At 48.5% G+C, this 22,029-nt stretch carries 21 protein-coding genes; 14 read left to right on the top strand and 7 right to left on the bottom strand.

The window, feature by feature from the left end:
- Positions 1-6: 6 nt before the first annotated feature.
- The 6 genes from ACRRS0_RS19985 to soxR form a co-directional block, all read right to left on the bottom strand.
- On the bottom strand, positions 7-603 hold the full coding sequence (locus ACRRS0_RS19985; protein ID WP_432455836.1) for a YitT family protein: 597 nt from the start codon (positions 601-603) through the stop codon (positions 7-9).
- A 148-nt stretch (positions 604-751) separates the two neighbouring features.
- The gene (gene purD, locus ACRRS0_RS19980) at positions 752-2,047 is read right to left on the bottom strand and encodes a phosphoribosylamine--glycine ligase (protein ID WP_432455837.1); all 1,296 of its coding nucleotides are present in this window, start codon (positions 2,045-2,047) and stop codon (positions 752-754) included.
- 87 nt (positions 2,048-2,134) lie between these two features.
- Positions 2,135-3,727 carry a bifunctional phosphoribosylaminoimidazolecarboxamide formyltransferase/IMP cyclohydrolase gene (gene purH / locus ACRRS0_RS19975; RefSeq protein ID WP_432455838.1) on the bottom strand — a complete coding sequence of 531 codons (1,593 nt, stop codon included), beginning with the start codon at positions 3,725-3,727 and terminating at the stop codon, positions 2,135-2,137.
- Positions 3,728-3,990: 263 nt separating this feature from the next.
- A complete protein-coding gene (locus tag ACRRS0_RS19970) occupies positions 3,991-5,733 on the bottom strand; it encodes a diguanylate cyclase (protein ID WP_432455839.1) in 1,743 nt (580 codons plus the stop codon).
- A gap of 116 nt (positions 5,734-5,849) precedes the next feature.
- Entirely contained in the window at positions 5,850-6,050 is a 201-nt protein-coding gene (locus ACRRS0_RS19965) for a DUF6435 family protein (protein ID WP_432455841.1), read from the bottom strand.
- 123 nt (positions 6,051-6,173) lie between these two features.
- Positions 6,174-6,623 (bottom strand): redox-sensitive transcriptional activator SoxR, encoded by a 450-nt coding sequence (gene soxR, locus ACRRS0_RS19960; RefSeq protein WP_432455842.1) that lies wholly within the window; start codon positions 6,621-6,623, stop codon positions 6,174-6,176.
- 147 nt (positions 6,624-6,770) lie between these two features.
- On the opposite strand from soxR, the gene ACRRS0_RS19955 reads away from it, so the two are divergent.
- From ACRRS0_RS19955 to ACRRS0_RS19940, 4 genes are all read left to right on the top strand, one after another.
- The gene (locus tag ACRRS0_RS19955) at positions 6,771-7,187 is read left to right on the top strand and encodes a VOC family protein (RefSeq protein WP_432455843.1); all 417 of its coding nucleotides are present in this window, start codon (positions 6,771-6,773) and stop codon (positions 7,185-7,187) included.
- Positions 7,188-7,489: 302 nt separating this feature from the next.
- Positions 7,490-7,789, top strand: a complete 300-nt coding sequence (locus ACRRS0_RS19950) for an EamA family transporter (RefSeq protein WP_432455844.1) — start codon at positions 7,490-7,492, stop codon at positions 7,787-7,789.
- Positions 7,790-8,030: 241 nt separating this feature from the next.
- Complete coding sequence (gene zntR / locus ACRRS0_RS19945) at positions 8,031-8,438, top strand: Zn(2+)-responsive transcriptional regulator (RefSeq protein WP_432455845.1); 408 nt, start codon at positions 8,031-8,033, stop codon at positions 8,436-8,438.
- Positions 8,425-9,471 carry an SO_0444 family Cu/Zn efflux transporter gene (locus tag ACRRS0_RS19940; RefSeq protein ID WP_432455846.1) on the top strand — a complete coding sequence of 349 codons (1,047 nt, stop codon included), beginning with the start codon at positions 8,425-8,427 and terminating at the stop codon, positions 9,469-9,471. The genes zntR and ACRRS0_RS19940 overlap by 14 nt, the downstream gene beginning before the upstream one ends.
- A gap of 34 nt (positions 9,472-9,505) precedes the next feature.
- On the opposite strand, the gene ACRRS0_RS19935 is transcribed toward ACRRS0_RS19940, so the two are convergent.
- On the bottom strand, positions 9,506-9,916 hold the full coding sequence (locus ACRRS0_RS19935; RefSeq protein WP_432455847.1) for an META domain-containing protein: 411 nt from the start codon (positions 9,914-9,916) through the stop codon (positions 9,506-9,508).
- 265 nt (positions 9,917-10,181) lie between these two features.
- On the opposite strand from ACRRS0_RS19935, the gene udp reads away from it, so the two are divergent.
- From udp to ACRRS0_RS19885, 10 genes are all read left to right on the top strand, one after another.
- Positions 10,182-10,955: a uridine phosphorylase gene (udp, locus tag ACRRS0_RS19930; RefSeq protein ID WP_432455848.1), complete on the top strand. Its 774-nt coding sequence runs from the start codon at positions 10,182-10,184 to the stop codon at positions 10,953-10,955.
- Positions 10,956-11,616: 661 nt separating this feature from the next.
- Complete coding sequence (dgcN, locus tag ACRRS0_RS19925; protein ID WP_432455849.1) at positions 11,617-12,627, top strand: N-acetyltransferase DgcN; 1,011 nt, start codon at positions 11,617-11,619, stop codon at positions 12,625-12,627.
- Positions 12,620-13,597: an N-acetyl-D-Glu racemase DgcA gene (gene dgcA, locus ACRRS0_RS19920; RefSeq protein WP_432455850.1), complete on the top strand. Its 978-nt coding sequence runs from the start codon at positions 12,620-12,622 to the stop codon at positions 13,595-13,597. Before dgcN ends, dgcA begins: the two co-directional genes overlap by 8 nt.
- A 21-nt stretch (positions 13,598-13,618) precedes the next feature.
- Entirely contained in the window at positions 13,619-15,457 is a 1,839-nt protein-coding gene (locus ACRRS0_RS19915) for an ABC transporter ATP-binding protein (RefSeq protein WP_432455851.1), read from the top strand.
- 61 nt (positions 15,458-15,518) lie between these two features.
- Positions 15,519-17,063, top strand: a complete 1,545-nt coding sequence (locus ACRRS0_RS19910; RefSeq protein ID WP_432455852.1) for a glutathione ABC transporter substrate-binding protein — start codon at positions 15,519-15,521, stop codon at positions 17,061-17,063.
- A gap of 19 nt (positions 17,064-17,082) precedes the next feature.
- Positions 17,083-18,003, top strand: a complete 921-nt coding sequence (locus tag ACRRS0_RS19905) for an ABC transporter permease (RefSeq protein WP_432455853.1) — start codon at positions 17,083-17,085, stop codon at positions 18,001-18,003.
- A 9-nt stretch (positions 18,004-18,012) separates the two neighbouring features.
- Positions 18,013-18,894, top strand: coding sequence for an ABC transporter permease subunit (locus tag ACRRS0_RS19900; protein ID WP_432455854.1), 882 nt, complete (start codon positions 18,013-18,015; stop codon positions 18,892-18,894).
- Between the two features lie 99 nt (positions 18,895-18,993).
- Entirely contained in the window at positions 18,994-20,061 is a 1,068-nt protein-coding gene (locus ACRRS0_RS19895) for a P1 family peptidase (protein WP_432455855.1), read from the top strand.
- Positions 20,058-20,879, top strand: a complete 822-nt coding sequence (locus ACRRS0_RS19890) for a M55 family metallopeptidase (RefSeq protein ID WP_432455856.1) — start codon at positions 20,058-20,060, stop codon at positions 20,877-20,879. The genes ACRRS0_RS19895 and ACRRS0_RS19890 overlap by 4 nt, the downstream gene beginning before the upstream one ends.
- A 34-nt stretch (positions 20,880-20,913) precedes the next feature.
- Positions 20,914-21,915 carry an isoaspartyl peptidase/L-asparaginase family protein gene (locus ACRRS0_RS19885; RefSeq protein WP_432455857.1) on the top strand — a complete coding sequence of 334 codons (1,002 nt, stop codon included), beginning with the start codon at positions 20,914-20,916 and terminating at the stop codon, positions 21,913-21,915.
- Positions 21,916-22,029: the final 114 nt, after the last annotated feature.

The raw sequence follows: 22,029 nt of genomic DNA, 5'->3' as shown, positions 1-22,029 counted from the left end.
GTTTAATTAAGATAGACCTTGGTAGCGTCCACTTTTGTGATTCAATGATATCACGATATTGAGCGCGACCGCGCCAACAATGGACCATAGTAAAACGCTTAATGGGACGAGGAAGTAAGAGGCAGCAACAATCATAATATCGAGCCCCATTTGCACCTGACCTGCACGAATATTAAAACGTTGTTGTAAATATAAGGCTAGAATATTCACCCCGCCTAAGCTGCCTTTATGGCGGATCAGGATCAACATACCAGTGCCAATTAAGAAACCGCCACAGAGTGATGCATAACTTCTCTCAATATGTGAAACACTGAGGACCAGATGCATATAATCGGTAAACAAAGAGACCAGCAATACACAAGCGACGGTGCGAAAAGTGAAGCTTTTGCCCATCTTGGCAAAACCCAAAATAAAAAAGGGTAAGTTAATGAGTAAAAATATTTGACCAAAGCTTAACTTAAAAAATTGACTGGATAACAGAGCCAAACCCGCGGTACCACCAGTGAGTAATTGAGTCTGTTTAAAGAAAAATAGTCCTAAGGAAACCATCAGGCTGCCAATTAATAGGGCTAAACCATCTTCTAATAAATTATGCTTTTCCATGTTACGCTCTTCGCAATGATGACAGTGAATAATAGCACTGCTTGAGTAATATTGAGATTAAGCTTTGCATCATGTGAAAAATACAAAAAAAACCACTAAATATCGATCATTTAGTGGTTTTATATGTTATTAGCATTCAGCTTAAGGCTTAGCCTTGGCTTTTTTCTCGGGCGATAGCGCGGTAGCCGATGTCGTGACGATAGAACATACCGTTCCAAGACACTTTTTTGACTAAGGCGTAGGCATTGGCTTGAGCCTCTGTCACGCTGTTGCCTAAGGCGGTAGCACACAGCACTCGACCACCACTAGTCAGGAGCTGACCGTCTTTTTCGCTAGTCCCTGCGTGGAATACTTTGGCGTCTAGGCTTTCTTCGCTCAAGCTGGGTAGGTTAATCACATCTCCTTTCGGGTAATCACCTGGGTAGCCTGCAGCGGCGAGGACCACACCCATGGCTGCACGAGAGTCAAATTCGGCAGTTTTACTATCGAGTTTACGATCAACGGCGGCTAAACATAGCTCAACGATATCAGATTGCATTCGCATCATTATCGGTTGGGTTTCTGGATCTCCGAAGCGACAGTTATATTCGATGATTTTTGGCATGCCATCAGCCATGATCATCAAACCAGCATATAAGAAACCAGTGTATTCGTTGCCTTCAGTAGCCATGCCTTTTACTGTCGGCATGATCACTTGATCCATAATGCGTTGGTGAATTTCAGGCGTTACTACTGGTGCGGGTGAGTAAGCCCCCATGCCGCCGGTATTTAAGCCGCTGTCACCGTCGCCAACTCGTTTATGATCTTGGCTGGTGGCCATGGCTAATACGTTGCTGCCATCCACCATCACGATGAAGCTAGCTTCTTCGCCATCTAAGAACTCTTCAATTACCACGCGTGAACCTGCTTCACCAAAGACGTTATCGGCGAGCATATCTTCGATTGCCGCGATTGCTTCGGCTTCGGTCATCGCCACAATCACGCCTTTACCTGCTGCTAAGCCATCGGCTTTTACCACGATGGGGGCGCCCTGCTGCTTAACATAAGCAATGGCAGGTTCAACTTCGGTAAAGGTTTGGTAGTAACCCGTTGGGATGTTGTGACGGGCTAAAAAATCTTTGGTAAAAGATTTAGAGCCTTCAAGCTGTGCTGCTTTTTCGGTGGGGCCGAAGATCTTTAGACCCGCAGCGCGAAAAGCATCCACCACGCCAATCACTAAGGGGCCTTCAGGGCCGACAATGGTCAGTTCAACTTGGTTCTGTTGCGCAAAGCTCAGTAGGCCGGCAATATCTTCAACATTAATTGCAACATTTTCCAGCTTTGGCTCAAGCGCCGAACCAGCGTTGCCGGGGGCCACAAAGACTTTATCAACTAAAGGAGACTGGGCGGCCTTCCAAGCCAGCGCATGTTCACGGCCACCGCCGCCAATCACAAGTACGTTCATTTTTGTTTATCCAATACTGAGCAAACCCGGCTTGGTCAGGCCAAGCCACAATATAAAACAGCCAGCGTAAGGCTGGCTGTTATTCGTTTAGTGGTAGAAGTGGCGCATGCCGGTGAATAGCATGGCCATGCCGTGTTCATCCGCAGCCGCGATGACTTCGTCATCACGCATTGAGCCACCGGGTTGAATGACGCAGGTGATGCCCGCTTCGGCAGCGGCATCGATGCCATCGCGGAACGGGAAGAAGGCATCGGATGCCATCACGCTTCCGGCGACTTCCAGATTTTCATCGGCGGCTTTAATACCAGCGATTTTAGCACTGTATACACGGCTCATTTGGCCAGCACCGACCCCAATCGTCATGTTCCCTTTGGCGTAAACGATGGCATTCGATTTCACGAATTTAGCCACTTTCCAGCAGAATAGCGCGTCACGTAGTTCTTCTGCTGAGGGTTGACGTTTGCTGACGACGCTTAGCTCTTCTTGACCGACCATGCCTTGATCGCGGTCTTGCACCAATAAACCACCATTTACCCGTTTCAGTTGTAAACCGGTGGTTTTAGTTGACCACTCGCCACATTGCAGCAGACGCACATTCTTCTTCGCGGCAACAATTTGTGCTGCTGCTTCAGAAACTTTAGGCGCAATGATCACTTCCACAAATTGGCGAGAGACAATGGCTTCGGCGGTATCGGCATCGAGTTCTCGGTTAAAAGCGATAATGCCACCAAAGGCTGAAGTTGGATCGGTTTGATAAGCGCGCTGGTAAGCTTGCAGAATGTCATCTCCTAAAGCAACGCCGCAAGGATTGGCGTGTTTCACGATGACACAACATGGCTCAGCAAATTCTTTTACACACTCAAGGGCGGCGTCTGTATCGGCGATGTTGTTGAATGACAAGGCTTTACCCTGTAGCTGAGTGGCAGTCGATACCGAGGCTTCTTCAATGTTTTTTTCTACATAAAAAGCGGCTGCTTGGTGGCTGTTTTCGCCATAGCGCATATCTTGCTTTTTAATGAATTGGCTATTAAATGTTCGTGGAAACTTACTTTCTTCATCACCTTCGGTGTTGTCGCCGTAGCTTGGGACCATGGTACCGAAGTAGTTTGCAATCATCCCGTCGTAGGCGGCGGTGTGTTCGAAAGCGGCAATGGCGAGGTCGAATCGAGTGGCTTGAGTTAACGATTTATCGTTATTAGCCATTTCTGCCAATACACGGTCGTAATCCGAAGCGTTCACCACGATGGTCACGTCTTTATGGTTTTTCGCTGCACTGCGCACCATGGTTGGTCCGCCAATGTCGATGTTTTCTACCGCATCGGCCAGGCTGCAATCTGGGTTTGCCACGGTTGCTGCAAATGGGTAAAGGTTGACCACCACCATATCAATGGCATTGATGTCGTGTTCAGCCATGACTTGGTCATCGGTGCCGCGTCGACCTAAAATGCCACCGTGTACTTTAGGATGGAGTGTTTTTACCCGTCCATCCATCATTTCTGGGAAGCCTGTGTAGTTTGAGACTTCAATCACGGCGATGCCGTTATCAGCCAGTAATTTAGCGGTGCCACCAGTAGATAAGATCTCTACGCCTTGGTGGGCTAAAGATCGAGAGAATTCGATGATGCCTGTTTTATCTGAAACACTGATCAGTGCACGTCGAATCGGTCGAGCGTTTTCCATTGGGGTTTTATCCTCATTAGCAGTTATGTGCGCTAGCGGTACAAGTTGCCCGAAAAATAAACAACTTAGGTTTGAGGCGCGCATTTTACAGGAAAAGTCTTAAGAATGTGCAATTTTTAGTAGATTAATCATCCGTAGGTAGCATTGTTTAGTCCTTATTTTTTATTGAAATTTATGTGAAAACAGCAACTTCGATTGCTGTTCAAGGTGGTGATTAATGGACGGATTGGTTTATTTTAGCTTGGGGGAGCCGCTCAGTTGCACTATTGGGGGAGTTTCAGGTGATAGCGATTACGTCCAGTTTGTTTACTGATGTACAGCGCTTGGTCAGCTAAACTCACAACTTTTTCAAGGCTGGTGTCGATGTTTTCTGCAATGGATACCCCAATACTGATGGTCAGCATGGTTTGATCTTCAACTAAAGTGAAATTATGGGGGATGGCAGCTTTACGGATGGCTTCAAGTAAGTTGTTCGCGGCAAGTGTGGCATATTGTTGATCGCTATTACTTAATATGGCGATAAATTCTTCGCCACCATAGCGTGCAATTAGATCCCCCGGACGTTTACAAATTTGGCTGTCGATTAGGGTTCTAGCGACAAGCTCCAGGCAAATATCGCCCGCGGGATGACCATAGTGATCGTTATATTGCTTAAAATGGTCGATGTCGATCAGCATAATAGTGATCGGATATCCATCGCGTTGTGCGCGGCGCCACTCACTATTTAAAAAAGTATCGGCGCAGCGTCGATTGGGGATGCCGGTGAGGCTATCAGTGATAGATACTTGCTCGAGTTCTTGGTAGGCGGCGCGCAGTTGCTGCTGAGCCGCCTCTAGGTTGGCGGTTCGTTGTTTAACCCTATCTTCTAATACCAGTTGGGCTTGATATAAGCTGCGCTTGCCGTTACGGAGGCTGATATACAGCAACATAAATAGGCTAAAAGTCACCACTAAAGAACTAATGATGCCAATTAATACGATGTTTTTGGTTCTACCATAAACGTTATATGCCTCGGATTTGTCGATTTCGGTGGCAAGGCCAAAGCCATAGTTGGCTTGCCAACTCCAAGCGCCTAATACCAATATACCTCGGTAGTCTCGGTAACCTTCTATATTGAAGTCCGTTTGCCCTCGAGTGGCGCTTTGTGCCATCAGTGTGAGTGGTAGTTTAGATAGTTTTTGGTCTCGCCTCTCCAAGATATTGCTACCGGGATCGGTGATTCGAATGGTGTTGATGGCACTTTGTGCGGGCGCTAACAAACCGACTCGATGAAGTTGCTCGTCGGAACGAGAATTTGAAAGCATTACACCATTTTGATCAAAGGCATAAGTTGCACCGCTGTCCCAGATGTTGCCAAGTTGGGTGATCGTATTAAAGTGTTTATGTTGATCGGCACCGATGATCAGAACGGCAATCACCTGTCGTTGTTCATCGAACACTGGTGAACAAAAGTAAATGTGACTTTGGGGGGCGCGCTCGGTTTTGACTGAGCCTGTGATAAAACGAGTTTCACCAGCTAATACCCGTTGTATCGCTTGTGAGCTTAATTCAAATAAAGGGTGGCGTGTGGTTTGCTGCGTGAGGTTCGAACTGAGGATTTGGCCATTGCGGCGCGTCAGCCAATAGTTCTGATCTTGATAACTTTCCATAATAAAACGCAGACTTTGTGCCAGCTGTTGTTCTGCTTTGGCAAACTGCGATGGACTAGGTTTACTGCGAGTGAAGGTCTGCGCAATGCTGCGCAGTGATTGAGAGCGGGTGATGTTATCTAATTCTGTCAGTCGGTGTTGTAGCCAAATATGCTGAGCTTGTTGGGTGGTATGCAGAGTGGTTAATAGAGATTTTTTTACCTTGTTTTTAATTTCACGATCAACATTGTTTAGCGCAGTAAATACAATGGCGAGGATCGCGAGGCTGAAAAAGGCTAATAAGGCAGCACCCAAGCCGAGCTTAACCACGTTGGGCTTCGTTCGCTTGTTGATAACTTGACTGACTTTATTTGGCATGTTCGTCGCTAATTTGGCCGGCGTTCATTAAGTATGGACGCCGACTCTGTTTAGCTCAAATTACTGATATTTAATAATTTTCCTGTCAATAGCCTGATGCTTTAATGATTTACTTGTCACTTTTCACTTGGTGTATTGGGCAACTGATTTTTCAACTCTAACTCTTTGATTTCTTTCCATAGTTGCTCCGCATCGGCACTTAGCATCGAATAGCTCATAATGTCGCCTCGTCTTTGCGCGAGCATTGCCGATTCCAGTAAAACATCATATTTTTTTCGTTTACGTTTCAATGGATTTACTTTTAAAAAATTAAACATAGTTACTCCTCGGTTAAAAGGAATAACGTTGCAAGTATTAAAAAAGTTCTTTGGGCATGCTTATTTTTATCGATAAAGGGCGCTTTTGATTCAAGCTGCGATTTTGGTCGCTATGGTGCAAGTTTATGCTCGGTCTAATAGAACAGGTCCTTGCGCTTGTTCAGCTAGGATGTCATCGGGATTGTAGAGCGGACAATTCTGCATGGAGAGGCAACCACAACCAATACAGCCGTTGAGAGAATCCCTAAGCTTTTCTAGTTGATGGATCCGTTGATTTAATTGTTGGCGCCAGACCTTTGACAGCTGCTGCCAGTCTTGTTTGGTTGGAGTGCGTTGATCGGGCAGGCTGGCGAGGGCCAGCTTAATGTCTTGTAAACTGATCCCCAATTTTTGTGCGGCTTTGATCACCGAGACCCGTCGTAGTACATCGGCCCGATAACGGCGTTGGTTGCCCTGGTTACGCCAACTTTGGATCAGCCCTTTACTTTCGTAAAAATGCAGTGTCGATATTTTCACGCCACAGCGTTTGGCGACAAAACCTACCGATAGGGCTTTTGGTGGAGTGCTGGTCATCGCTTTTCCTCAAATGAATATTGTTTGAGGATAAGAAAAAAACTCCTTTACCTCAAGTTAACTTGAGCTTTTATGCTAAACACAAATATCACCGAGTCGTCGATTCGCTGGTGTTCACAGCAATGATCAATAACGAAGGAAATCACAATGTATTTAGAACATTTGAATTTAGTGGTGAGCGATCTTGATGCTACGCTTAAGTTTTACGGGGCCGCTTTTCCCCACTGGTATATTAGAGGACAAGGTCATCAGTTATGGCATGGAACCCCAAGAAATTGGGTTCACTTTGGTGATGAAACGCATTACTTAACTTTTAACGATAGTGGTCGAGGGGAAAATCGGTCTTTGACAAGTAACCAACTGGGCTTGGCACATTTCGCTTTTGTTACCGATAATATCGAGGCGTTGAGCCAGCGTTTGCTGCAAGCTGGTTTTCCGATTCACAACCAGGGCGCGGCGACACAATATCGTAAAAATGTATACTTCCTAGATCCCGATGGTTTTGAGCTTGAATTTGTACAATATCTGTCTGATATTCCCGCAGAGCGAAATCAATATTTATAAACCTATCAGCTGTGGGCGGAGACTCTCATCACTTGGTTTATTTGGATGATTTGTCTAGCCGTAGATGTAGGCTTAGCTGGCGGCAATTCTTGGTTGATTGCCTACATCCCAGACTAACTGAAACAAAATGCTATCGTCCTATGTGGCGTAAATATGAACTCTGTTGAAACACTAGAGTTTGGTATTGGCATTGCTTTATTTAGTATCAATGGTTTTTTAAATAAGCTCGGCAATGCTCGCCGGATTTTCCAAGAACACTCAAATGTGGGGACGAGCCCCCTCTGATTGTGGCAAGGAATGTATTGGGTGCAGCCAGCCTACAGATATTACTTATATTCTTGTTTTCTGATAGCCAACTCCTAAGCCATGTAACTTTAGATACGATTCTTTTTATTATCTATCTGGGGGCCATGTGGGCCGGAGTTGTTTACTTTCTTTATATGCTTCTCATATCGGAAACAGGCCCTGTATTTACCTCACTCACCAACGATCTAGGCCCCACATTCGGTGTCTTGGTCGGTGTTATCTTTGCTAACGAAAATGTGGCTCTGAATACTTGGATTGCCTTAGCATTGATACTAATTGCAGTGGCCCTTAATTAAGAGAAGGCTGCAAAGTAAAAGCTTGAGCATGGTCACTCTGGGTCACTCTGGCAGATATTTGTATGTGCCACTTTAGCTGGTGCACTAAAAGTCATCAACTTGCATCATATACTCTAATAAAATTATCCCGTCAGCAGGCTTAGACTCTGCATTGAACCAAGAGATTTTTATCATTCCAGAAAAAAAAGGTTGACCCTAAACCTAGCTATAGGGTTTATCCTGTAGTGAATGGGAGGTATTTATGTATCGGATCGGGGAATTAGCCAAGCTAAGTGGCTTAAGTGTCGAGGCCTTGCGTTTTTATGAGCGCAAGGGGCTACTGAAAACGCCCGCGCGCGAGGCCAACCAATATCGTATTTATAGTGAGACAGATGTAGCTCGATTGCGCTTTGTGCAGCGGGCAAAGCAATCTGGTTTATCAATTAAAGATATCGCTGAATTACTGAACCTGCGAGAGCGAGCCGAGCAGGTGAGTTGTCACGATGTGAGCGTCCTTATCGAACAAAAGTTGGTCAAGGTACAGCAGCAACTCGCTCAGCTACAGGCTTTTGAAGCGACTTTGCGCCAATTACATGAGACTTGTTGTGGTGGCAGTGAAAGTGCTGCCCAGTGTTCAATATTAAAGGCTTTAGAAGATGTTATTGACTAATTTTATTGGATTATTTCTAAGTGCTGCGCCTTGGTTATTACTAGGCTTTGTGATTGCCGCCAGCTTGAAACTGGGCTTACCGAGTCGTTGGTTGGCTAAGCATTTAGGTAATAACCGACCGAGTACAACAATAAAAGCAGCGTTTATTGGCGCGCCTTTGCCATTGTGCTCTTGTGGGGTGATCCCCGCTGCGCTGGGTCTACGCCGTGCTGGGGCTTCGAATAGTGCCACCACCTCTTTTCTAATCGCAACACCGGAAACTGGAGTTGATTCGGTGGCCATTTCCTATGCGCTGTTGGGGCCGGTGATGGCAATTATTCGTCCTATTGCGGCGATTGTGAGTGCCATCGTAGCGGGCCTTTTAGTTGGTAATAGTGAAGCTGGTCAAGCGCCAAAAACTGTGGTTAAGAGTTGCTGCAGCGGTGGTCAGTGCGCTAGTCAATCATCGCCCGCCGAGACTCCCACAGCAGACTGGCGTAGCAGTTTACGGCGCTGGGCAGATGCCTTGCTTGAGATGGTACGGGATAGCTACCTATGGTTGTTTGTGGGTTTGGCATTTGCTGCATTGATTCAAACTTATTTGCCAGAAAGCTTTATGACCCGGTGGGGGCAGGGGTGGGGCACCATGGTGGTGATGGTCTTAGTCGGGATCCCTATGTATATCTGCGCAACGGCCTCGACACCGATAGCCGCGGGCTTGATTATCGCTGGCATTTCACCGGGGGCAGCTTTGGTGTTTATGTTAGCCGGGCCAGCGACCAATATTGCAACGCTGATGTTAGTGCGCCAGGAGATGGGCATGCGAGCCTTGGTCGCCTATTTAAGTGGGGTGATTGTGACAGCGATGGCCTTTGGTTGGAGCCTGGATTGGGCTATTGGCTATTGGCATTGGCCGGTGGATCCGGTGGCTTGGCAACAACAACAGTTCATTGCCACCACTTGGGTACTCGCTAGCAGTAGTATGATTGCGGCACTGGTGGCTTATGCGAGTTGGCAAGACTTACGGCAAAGCTGGTTTAGAAAAAGGGCTTAACGAGTAAGCGAAGTGCTTCGCTTACTGATGGTGGTTAGGATTTGTTTGGAATGCGCTTAAATACCGCGCCATTAGTTAAGCGCAGTGTTTCGCCATCTCTGATGATTGGCTGCTCTACGGCTTGCATAAATTCCATTTCAATCTTGTTCAGAGGAGCAGCACAGATCATCCGTGTCATCGCAATCGGTTGGGTGAGGCTGAGTTGCTTGCCATCCCAACTTGCGCTGGCAAAAAAGTTATTGCAACCCGTGGTTCCAGAAATTTTGTAGCCTTGTTGGGTTTCTTCTAAGTGAAAGGCGGGCAGTTTGATATCGGCTATTTGGTAGTCGTCGGCGCTCATATACCAGCGGCTATTGGCCAAGTTCATATTTCCTTCCGATTGATGACTGACACAGCCACTTAAACCCAGTAATATCGCTACATAAATAATACGCAGATTTTTCATTGTTACTTCTCTGGCTAAAATAATTCTACTGATTGTAGAACAGCGGCTTATAGACATGCTAATGATTCATTTGTTTATGGTTTAAATCGGTGGATTGTTGCGTTTTAGATCAGGTTACAAAGGTGAAAGTTATTTCAACATAAGCGGTGATAATGAGCTGTTTTTAGCTTCACTTACAGCTAAATGCGAGATGTTTCACACTTATTCAGCAGTTCAGCCCCTATGCTCAGGGCATTAATTATTCGACTCAATTAGGGAAGTCAGCATGAATCAAGCCGCAAGTGTATTTCATTTAGGGTTAAACCCTGAGATGTTAAAAGGAGCCAGCTTGGCGATTATTCCCGGTGATCCTCAGCGGGTCGAGCGGATCGCTTCGTTATTAGATAATCCGCAGTTATTAGCCTCTCAGCGAGAATTTACCTCTTATCTGGGTGAATTGGATGGAACCCCCGTGGTGGTATGCTCCACCGGGATTGGTGGGCCTTCTACCTCTATAGCTGTGGAAGAGTTAGCACAATTAGGGGTGCGAACTTTTTTACGTGTGGGCACCACTGGCGCGATCCAGAACCACATCAATGTGGGGGACGTCATTGTCACCACGGCTTCGGTTCGTTTAGATGGCGCCAGCCAACATTTTGCGCCGATGACGTTTCCCGCCGTGGCCGATTTTTCGTGTATGCAAGCTTTGCATAGTGCAGCCTTAGAAGCCAAGGCAAACTGTCATGTGGGGGTTACTGCATCCAGCGATACCTTTTACCCGGGCCAAGAGCGCTACGACACTTTTTCTGGTCGAGTAACCAAAGCCTTGCAGGGTTCGATGGAAGAATGGCAAGCCATGGGGGTACTTAACTTTGAAATGGAGAGTGCGACCTTATTTACCATGTGTGCCTCGCAGGGTCTTAAGGCTGGCTGTGTTGCTGGGGTGATTGTGAATCGGACTCAACAAGAAATTCCCGATGAAAGCTTAATGAAAAACACCGAACATAAAGCGGTTAGTATTGTAGTAGAGGCCGCGCGTAAGTTACTCGCTACGGTTTAATACTTCAGCCGTTTGAAGACAGTCATTTGCGGCTTATTCAGCAAGGCCGAACCGATGCGATTGAGATCCATTGGGGGTTAAAACGATGAGCCACAAATGCGGCTTAAAGGTGGGCTCAGATCATTTGGGCCTTTCATCTTTGAGTGGAAGGCTAAGTTGTATTTGCTTCACTCACTGAGTCGCAATTTGTTACCACAATAAAAAACTCTCATCTGGAGCAACATCTGTTGCTTAAATGTTCACTAAGCCGAGTGTTCCTGCATATTGGTTTGCTTCTAAGTTCCACCGTAGAAACACCGCTAGTGGTATGTTCTTCACCATCGTGACATGTTTACAAGCCTCATTTTTGCAACACGCTGACTTGAACAATGGTCTGCATATGCTCGCCTAATCGTTTTCTGGCCACTCATTGGATGGCTCGGTTTAGCTCATCAATCTTCCTATGTATGCCGATAACAAGCGTCGATCCTGAACCAATTTTATAATTTGTAGCTCTTTTATTGAGCTCTGGTTTTCAGTTGGAGTTAGTCATTATGGGGGCTGTCGGTTGGCTATAACCTAAGGGTTATACCCTTGCCACATATTAGCATTCGTCATGGCCTTGAGGGCTATGGAACAATCAAATTCATTCAATGAGCAGCGTGATTGTGAGTGAACGAGAATGCAAATACCGCAACCCTATCTTTTATTTATTGGTGATGTTACCGACCCTTTGGCGGCGAAAACGGCACGAGGTATTTTTGCCTGGCGCCCCGAGCAATGTATTGGTCAATTGCGTTTAGCAAGTGCGACCGTCGCCTTAGACCTTCCCGATGTGAGCATCGAACAAGCGAAGAGCGCAGGCGCCAAAACCCTAGTTCTGGGAACTGCCAATGCGGGCGGATTTTTGCCTGAGCACTGGCAACAGACGATTCGCCAAGCGATTTGTACCGGTATGAATGTGGCCAGTGGTTTACATCAGCGCTTAAACGATATTGCTGAATTACGGGACCTAGCCAAGACCCATCAGGTGCAGTTATTTGATGTGCGCCATAGTGAACAGGCGCTCCGGGTGGGGACTGGATTGCCACGGACTGGTCATCGTGTACTCACCGTGGGGACCGACTGTGCTGTTGGCAAGATGTATACCTCGTTGGCTTTAGAAAAAGCCATGCTTCAACTAGGAATGAAGGCGCAATTTCGTGCGACCGGTCAAACCGGGGTATTGGTTTCTGGTGAAGGTTTGTCGATTGATGCGGTGGTAGCCGATTTCATTTCCGGTGCGGTGGAACAAATCGCACCCGCGAACGAGCCGGATCACTGGGACATTATCGAAGGGCAGGGCTCGCTGTTTCACCCTTCTTATGCAGGCGTGAGCCTCGGTTTATTGCATGGCGCTCAACCACAGTGGTTGGTGATGTGCCATGAAATGGGGCGTCCTCACACGCGTCATCTGCCGCATCACCCCTTGGTCGACATCGCAGAATGTGTTGCTGAAAACCTACGAGTTGCCAAAGTCACCAGTCCTGAGATTCAACTCGCTGGTTTTGCGATTAATACTTCGCAGTTTTCGGACCTGGAAGCTCGAGAGTTCTGTCAGCAACTGAGTGAACGTTTTGGTGTGCCTGCGACCGATCCGGTGCGTTATGGGATTGACGATATCGCTTGTTACTTACGCAACGCTCATGAATAAATTGACTCGCAGCCTACAAATCGAGGTCGTGGAATTGCCGCTGGCGAAGCCCTTCGCGATTTCACGCGGAACTCGTAATGCCGTCACGGTGGTGAGAGTCGCCATCGAAGAAGGAGGCCTGATTGGCTTGGGGGAATGTACGCCCACAGCCCACTATCAGCAGTCGGCAGAAACCGTGGTGGCACAGTTAAAAGGAGTGCAAGCCGCAATTGAAGCGGGGGCGACTCGGCAACAGTTAGCCGATTTATTACCCCGAGGTTCGGCGAGAAATGCTCTTGATTGTGCATTATGGCGGCTAACTGCGGCTCAATCTGGCACTTCCCTATGGTCTTTGACTCAACGGGCTCAGCCTCGATTGATTGTGGCGGCCGAGACCTTAAGCCTCGCTTCGCTGGAGGCGATGGTGGAGGCCGCTCGTGAAGCCGTGGCTCGTGGCGCCAAACTACTAAAAATTAAGCTGGATGCTCAACAGGTCTTGGAAAAAGTGGCGGCAATTCGAGCGGTCGCTCCTCTCACGGTATTAATTATTGATGCTAACGAAGCTTGGGGCAGTCTGGATTTAGAGCCATTGCTGGTGGCGCTTCAATATCATCAGATTGCAATGGTTGAACAACCATTGCCCGCAGGGCAAGACCAAGCCTTAAGTAAGTTTCAGCATCCAATCCCCCTATGTGCCGACGAAAGTTGCCATGATCGTCACGACATTGCGGGGCTTAGTGGTCGTTATGAGCTGATTAATATCAAGCTGGATAAATGTGGCGGCCTCAGTGAAGCCTTGGCAATGGTTAAAGTTGCCCAGCGGCGAGAAATGGGGGTGATGGTGGGGTGCATGTTGGGATCATCGCTGGCCATGGAAGCTGCATTGCCAGTGGCTACCGATGCTGAATTTGTCGACCTCGATGGCCCGCTTTGGTTAGCCGCCGATAGCGCGCCCCACTTAGTTTATCAAAATGGCTGTATATACCCGTAACACAATCAAGGAGTGATGAAGATGCCGCAAGCGAAGCAAACACCACCACTATTAAGTATTCAAGATCTCAGCGTTAGCTTTCGCAGTCGCAGTGGAAATCAGCAAGCTTTGAGCCGCGTTTCCTTTGAGTTATATCGAGGGGAAGTGGTGGCTGTGGTAGGAGAGAGTGGCTCCGGTAAGTCGGTGACCTCCTTATCGTTGATGGGTTTATTGGCCGATAACGCAGAGATAGAGCAAGGTAAAGTGATTTACCAACCACACCTGGATAAGCCTGGCTACGATCTACTGACCCTCGGTGAAGAACCGCGTCGCAAGTTACGAGGTCAATCTTTGGCAATGATTTTTCAAGAGCCAATGACCTCCTTAAATCCCGTGTTAAAGGTGGGGGATCAGCTCACCGAAGCGCTGCGTGATCATCAGCTATGCGATCAAAGCAGTGCTTATCAAAAAGCCTGTGAGTTATTACAGCGAGTACGGATTGCCGATGTGGAACGGGTGATGAAAAGCTATCCGCAATCGCTCTCTGGCGGCATGCGGCAACGGGTGATGATTGCGCAAGCACTGGCTTGTGACCCCAGTATCTTAATTGCCGACGAGCCAACCACCGCCTTAGATGTCACGGTGCAAGCGAGAATATTACAGATATTACGCGAGTTACAGCAGCAGCGAGATATGGCGGTGATGTTTATTACCCATGATATGGGGGTGGTGGCAGAAATCGCTGATCGGGTGGTGGTGATGCTACGCGGTAAAGTGGTTGAAACGGGTACGGTTGAACAAATTTTTAAGGCACCGCAGCATCCTTATACCCAGTCTTTGCTGGCCGCAGTGCCCAAATTGGGGGATATGAGTAAGCGCGCTTGGCCTGCTCGTTTCCCGATAGTTGGTGATGCCGCGCAGCAAGCCCCGGAAGATCACCGTACTGCAGACTATTCGCAAAAACCCTTACTGGATGTGCGAGGCCTAAAAGTCTATTACCCACTCCGTCATGGCTGGTTGTCTGCGGTGACTCACCATATTCATGCTGTTGAGCAAATTGACCTCAAAATATATCCCGGGGAAACCTTAGCTATTGTGGGGGAGAGCGGTTGTGGGAAGTCGACCACAGGTCGGGCTTTGTTGCGGCTGGTGGATGGTAATAGTGAAACGATTCATTTTCAGGGGAAAGAGATCTCCTTACTAAGCGATGCCGCCTTTAAGCCCTTGCGTCGTGAGATGCAGATGGTGTTTCAAGATCCCTATGCCTCGTTAAATCCTCGTTTAACGGTTGGTTTTACGATTGCTGAACCGCTGTTAATTCATGGCTTGGTCAAGTCATTGGCCGAAGCGACGCCTCAGGTAGAAGCCCTATTGGTGAGTGTTGGCCTTAAGGCTGAACATGCTCGTCGTTACCCACATGAGTTTTCCGGTGGACAGCGGCAACGGATAGCGATTGCCCGAGCCATGGCGCTGAAGCCGAAGGTGATTATAGCAGACGAGGCGGTATCGGCTTTAGATGTCTCGATTCAAGCTCAGGTGATCAATTTGATGATGGACTTGCAACAGCAAACTGGCGTGTCGTGGATTTTTATTTCTCACGATATGGCAGTGGTTGAACGTATCGCCAACCGAGTTGCAGTGATGTATTTGGGGCAAATTGTTGAGCAAGGGAGTCGCCAAGCGGTATTTAACAATCCTCAACACCCTTATACCCAACGTTTATTAGCTTCTGTTCCAGTTGCAGACCCGGCACGCCGAGGTTTGCGTCTGTTGGACGATACCGAATTGGCCCCTTCCCCGATGCGTCCGGTGGGCGCGGAAGTGGCCAAATTATGCTACCGAGAGGTAGTGCCACAACACTGGGTGGCTGAAGGATCTTAGTGAGGGAAAAACTGAGATTGTAGGTTGCTACTTGTTTGAATAATGAACGATCAGGAGAAATATGATGACACCACTAGTTCGCCATACTGCTGTGGCTTTGGGCTTAGCGCTAAGTTTAGGCTCTGTTGCCCATGCTGAGGACTTAAAAATTTCAATGTACGCCGATATTACCGGCCTCGACCCACATGATACCTCTGATAACGTCAGTTACTCGGTACAAAGTGGTATTTTTGAACGGCTCTTCCAATTTGACGCTAGCATGAAGTTAGTCTCCCAGTTGGCGACCAGTTACACCAGTAACGAGGATGCAACTGAGTTTGTGTTGCATTTGCGTCAAGGGGTGACCTTTCAGGATGGGACGGTTTTTGACGCGGCTGCGGTTAAGGCTAACTTGGAGCGTTTAGCCGATCAGTCGCTTGGGCTGAGAAGAAATAGCCTATTCAAAATGGTCAAGCAGGTGAATGTACTGTCACCAGATACCGTAAGTGTGGTGCTCAATCAATCCTTTGGTGCCTTTATCAATACCTTGGCTCACCCGTCTGCAGTGATGTGGAGCCCCGCAGTATTGGCTAAATATGACAAAGAAGCCGATTTGCGTAAACACCCTGTAGGGACTGGGCCGTTTGAGTTTAAAGACTGGCAACCGGGTAAAGAAGTTTTGTTAGTGAAAAACCAACATTACTGGAAGGCGGGTTGGCCAAAGGTCGACAGTGTGACTTTCTATCCAGCGCCGGAAGACGCCACCCGGGTCGCAGCGCTTAAATCGGGACAAGTCAATGCGATTTATCCTTTGCCTGCCGATTTGGTAAAAACCGTTGCTGACGATAGTCAATTAGCGGTACAGCGTGACCCAAGTATTTACATGTACTACATGGCGCTAAATACCCAGCATAAACCCTTGGCGAAGTTAAAAGTACGTCAAGCGATAAACTATGCAATCGATCGTCAACTGTGGTTAAAAGTTGGTTTTGCTGGAATGGGTGTGGCGGCACAATCGGTGATTGCACCTAATGTGCAGTTCTTCGCGAAGCAAAGCTCACCGGATTACAGCTATAAATTAAGTACTGCCAAACAACTACTCAAAGAAGCGGGTTACGCGGATGGTTTGAACTTAAAACTATGGGTATCGAATGCCACTGCCTCGGTTCGTAGCGCTCAGTTCTTAAAACAGCAGCTAGGCCAAGTCGGTATTAAAGTGACCGTAGTTCCGATGGACTCAGGCACTCGTAACGACAAGTTATGGAGTGTGAGTGATCCGAAGAAAGCCGAGTACGACCTCTACTATGGTGGCTGGTCGCCTTCAACGGGTGATGCCGATTGGGCGTTACGTCCACTATTTGCCACAGAATCTTGGGTCCCAACAGCCTATAACGTGTCTTACTACAGCAATGCCGCTGTGGACAAAGCCATCATGGGTGGATTAGAGACCGCTGATCCTGAGTTACGCGCCAAGGCTTATGCGTCTGCCCAGCAGCTAATTTGGCAGGATGCGCCAATTGCCTTTTTGGGCACCCCAGATAATTTAGTGGGTAAACAGAAAAACCTACAAGGGGTGTCGATGTTAGCCGATGGCTCGTTGTTGTTTGCACAAGCGCAGTATAAGTAAGAGATAGAGGGAGAACACGATGTTAGCTTATGTGGTCCGCCGAATTCTGGAAATGATCCCTGTGCTGCTGGTGGTCTCCCTTCTGGTGTTTGCTTTTATTAAGCTCTTGCCTGGCGACCCGGCACGGATCTATGCCGGGATAGACGCCCCCATCGAAGCGATTGAAGAGGCTCGGGTGCATCTTGGTTTAGATAAACCCTTAGCCACCCAATATGTGAACTGGTTGGGTGATTTATTCCATGGCGAACTGGGGGTGACTTTCCGAACTCAGCAACCGGTGACCGAAGTGATTGGCAGAAGCTTTATGCCTACCTTATGGTTGGCCTTAGCTGGCTTTGTTTGGTCGGTGATCTTGGGCTTGCTGGTTGGCGTATTGTCGGCGCTGAAGCGCGGTAAATGGCAAGATTGGACCTTAATGAGCCTGGCGATTGGCGGGATCTCGTTGCCGCCATTTTGGCTGGGTTTATTGCTGATCCAATTTGTGGCGATGCCCTTTGGGATCTTTTCGGTGAGTGGTTTTAATCAACCCTCCGATATCATTTTGCCTGCCTTTACCTTAGGTGCCTCGGTTGCCTCGGTGATGGCGCGTTTTACTCGTTCAGCCTTTTTAGAAGTGGCCCAAGAAGACTATGTGCGTACTGCGAAATCGAAGGGGCTACGGGCCCGCTTGGTAACCTGGAAGCATATTATGCGTAATGCCTTGATCCCGGTGGTAACGATGCTGGGGCTGCAGTTTGGATTCTTGCTGGGCGGCTCGATAGTGGTGGAAAGTGTTTTTAGCTGGCCTGGTTTAGGGTGGCTATTGATTCAATCGATCCAGACCCAAGACCAACCGGTGATTCAAGCATTGGTGATGCTGTTTGTATTGGAATTTATTGTGATTAATTTGTTGGTTGATCTGCTCTATGCGGTGATTAACCCAGTCATTCGTTTGCGTTAGGAATCAGTGATGGAAGTATTAACGGAGCTAGAGCAGCAGGGACCTATTCGCTCCCCCTGGCGAGATTTTTGGCAACGCTTTTTTAGCAATCCGATGGCCTTGTTTTCGGGTGGTTTTGTTGCAATTTTAGTGCTGATTGCTCTGTTTGCCCCTCTGTTAGCACCTTGGGATCCGATGCAGTCGGACTGGTCGGCTCTATCCACGGGGCCTAATTTTCAGCACTGGATGGGCACCGATGACCTTGGCAGAGATGTGCTCAGCCGGATTATTTATGGGGCTCGGATCTCCCTTTATATTGGCCTGCTGTCGGTCACTCTCGGGATGATTTTTGGCATTTTGCTTGGCCTGTTTGCGGGGTATTATGGTGGCTGGCTGGACATGTTTATTATGCGGGGCGCCGATGTATTATTTGCTTTTCCTGGGATGTTGCTCGCGATAGCTGTGGTGGCTATTTTAGGTCCCGGATTGAATAATGTGATTGTGGCAGTTGCGGTGTTTAGTGTGCCAGTGTTCGCTCGAATTGTACGAGCTTCCACCCTGGCCTTGAAAGAAGCCCCTTATGTTGAAGCGGTGCGTTGTGCAGGAGCCAATGATCGGCTAATCCTGCTACGTCATATCTTACCGGGTACTCTGGCCAACGTGATTGTGTTTTTTACGATGCGCATAGGCTCCAGTATTTTAACTGCAGCTAGCTTGAGTTTTATTGGTTTAGGGCCCGAACCAGATGTGCCTGAATGGGGTAATATTCTGGCGATGGGGCGCAGTATGATGATGGCTGGCGTATGGCATGTGAGTATGTTCCCTGGTCTGGCTATTTTCCTCAGCGTTTTAGCATTTAACCTGTTGGGGGATGCCTTGCGTGATACTCTCGACCCCAAATTGAAGGTTTAGCCAGAGATCGCTTTAAATCTGAGCGTCGGGTGATGAGTGGGCCGACTCGTGGCGTCGCCAGAGCAGAGTGCGGCCAAGTAATAAGTGAGTGAATGAATTATGGATCAATATCAAGCCCAACGAGTCGCACTATTGTTACAGCGTTGGCAAACGGAGCGGACCATCGGTCATCCGCGTTTACCCTGTGGCCAGTATAACCGCATCAGCGATGTGCCGGGGGTGAGTGTTGGGCATCAGACTTTGGCTCAAGCAGAGCTGCAAACCGGGGTGACGGCGATCGTCCCCAGTTCTGATAATCTATTTACCCATCCTTTGCCCTGTGGCGCGGCGGTATTGAATGGTTTTGCTAAACCAGCAGGTTTGACCCAAATAGAAGAGTTAGGTCAGTTACAAACCCCAATTTTGCTGGGGAATACTTTGGCGGTGGGGCGGATGTTTAGCGCTTTGGTGGCGCATTGTAAACGCGCCAATCCGCAATTAGGTCGCCAGCAAGCCACGGTGAATCCAGTGGTGCTCGAATGTAACGATGGTTTCTTAAACGATATTCAAAACATCGCGGTGAGTGAGGCATTTGCCGAGCAAGCGATTTATCAGGCCAGTGCCGAATTTGCGAGAGGTAGTGTGGGTGCAGGGCGAGGCATGAGCTGTTTCGGCCTGAAAGGTGGGATCGGCACCAGTTCGCGTCGACTTGAATCGCTGGCGGCCACTTTGGGGGTGTTGGTATTGGCCAATTTTGGTAGCTTATCCTCGCTGACCCTGGATGGGGTTGTGATGGGGGAGGCGATTGCCCCGCATTTACCCGATTTAGCGGCACAACGCGACGCAGGTTCAATCATTATTATTATGGCGACCGATGCGCCGCTCAGTGCTCGTCAATTGAAGCGCGTGGCAAAACGAGCTGGAGCAGGTTTAGGTCGTTTAGGCAGTTATTGGGGGCATGGTTCCGGGGATATTGCATTGGCGTTTTCTACCGCCCATTCGTTTGGTGAATCGATCGCCGATCAAGATCTGGAACAAATGTTGTGTGCTGCGGCAGATGCCACTGAGTTTGCCGTTTTAGACGCCCTCATGCAGGCCACTTCAGTCGTTGGATTTGAGGGGCATTTTCGCCCCGCACTGGCTCAGCTCTTAGATGAGCTAGCGGCGCAGTATCAGGAGCAGCAATGAAAATTTTTATTTCAGCAGATATTGAAGGGATTGCTGGGGTGGTCAGCCCCGAGCAATGTAGTCCGGGTCATCGCGAGCATGAGTTGGCTCGGGCATTGATGGAGCAAGAAGTGAATGCGGCGATTGCTGGCGCATTTGACGGTGGGGCCAGCGAAGTGGTGGTGGCTGATAGTCACGCCAGTATGACAAATTTGCGGGCTGCCCAGATCGATGCTCGCGCTCGATTAGTGCAGAGTAAACCACGGCCACTCTCGATGGTTGACGGACTGGAACGGCATCACTATGATGGCGCTTTTTTCATTGGTTTTCATAGCGGCGCAGGTCAGGCTGGCGTATTGGCGCATACCATCAATGGTCGCGCTTTTTATCAGCTTAAGATCAACGGTGAAGCGATGGCTGAGGCCGATATCTATGCCGCTGCTGCGGCTGAGCATAATACACCGCTGTGGTTAGTGAGTGGCGATGATCAGCTACAAACATGGGTCCAACAGTATTATCCCACGGCCCATTACGCTTGCGTGAAACGGATGATTTCAAGTACCGCTGCGGACTCGTTGAGCCCGCAAACCGCCCAAGCCTTGATCCGTGAACAGGCTCGGTTAGCGGTTATCGAGGCTAATTCAAGTCAGACCTCACGGCTATCTGCTCCTTATTGTTTGGAGTTGGCGACTAGCAGACCGGTATTTGCCGATCTATTTAGTTTAGTTCCTGGAGTTAAAATGTTGGATGCGCGCACGGTGTCATTTACCAGTGATTCAATGGGCGAGCTAGTGAGCTTACTGAGTGCGTTTTCGTATATGGCAAGCAGCCAAAATTAGTTGAAGTAGAAATGACAAGGTTGAGGAAGACGGTATGACAACACCAGTGATTGTTATCCATGGTGGCGCAGGCGCTTTATCGCGTAACAGCATGAGCTCGCAAAAAGAGCAAACCTATCGGCAGTCGCTGGCGCAGATAGTAGCCGCCGGACAAGCCATACTCGCAGCGGGCTGTAGCGCGCTCGATGCAGTGACTGAAGCGGTGCGTTTACTGGAAGAAGATCCCTTATTTAATGCCGGTTACGGCTCGGTGTTTACCCATCAGCAAACCCATGAACTAGACGCTTGTGTGATGGATGGACGAAATCTGCAAGCCGGAGCGGTGTGTGGTGTGGCGCGTATTCGTCATCCTATTTTAGCCGCGAGGGCGGTGATGGAACACAGTCCTCACCTGCTGCTGAGCGCTCAAGGTGCAGAAGACTTCGCCGCCGCGCAAGGTCTGGCAATGGTCGACGAAAACTTTTTTTCTACAGATGAGCGCTTGCAACAGCTCATTCGAGTGCAAGCCAGCGATACATATCAAATCGCTTTAGATCATGATGGTCAGCGGCTCAGTGAGAGCCCTATTCGTGGTTTGGACGATCATGATGAGCCTTTAGACCCAGATAAGAAATACGGTACGGTGGGAGCCGTGGCGATTGATGCCAAGGGAAATCTCGCAGCGGCAACCTCCACTGGGGGCATGACCAATAAAATGCTTGGGCGGATCGGCGATTCACCAATCGTGGGGGCGGGGTGTTATGCAAACAATCAAACGGTGGCGGTTTCCAGTACCGGTACCGGAGAAGCATTTATGCGAGCTGTTGCCGCCTATGATGTGTCGGCCTTGATGGAATATGCGGATTTGTCTTTGGCTGAGGCAACGCAGCGAGTGGTGATGGATAAATTACTTAAACTGGATGGAAGTGGCGGGATGATCGCGGTTGATGCTGCTGGCAACATCGCCTTACCGTTTAATAGTGAGGGGATGTATCGTGGCTATGGTTATGTTGGTGGCTTACCGAAAGTAGGGATCTATGGCGATCCTGAAAGCTAGCTTATTTAAGGGCCTTGAATATCTCGAAGCCGGATATTCCGCCTTTAATCGCGTGTCGTATTAATAACAAAATCACGTTTTATCGGTCTAATTATTGCTTTAACAAACCATTGA

This window comes from Agarivorans sp. QJM3NY_29, from assembly GCF_050870835.2.
Taxonomy (GTDB): domain Bacteria; phylum Pseudomonadota; class Gammaproteobacteria; order Enterobacterales; family Celerinatantimonadaceae; genus Agarivorans.
This window is presented reverse-complemented; position numbering and strand designations above follow the sequence as displayed.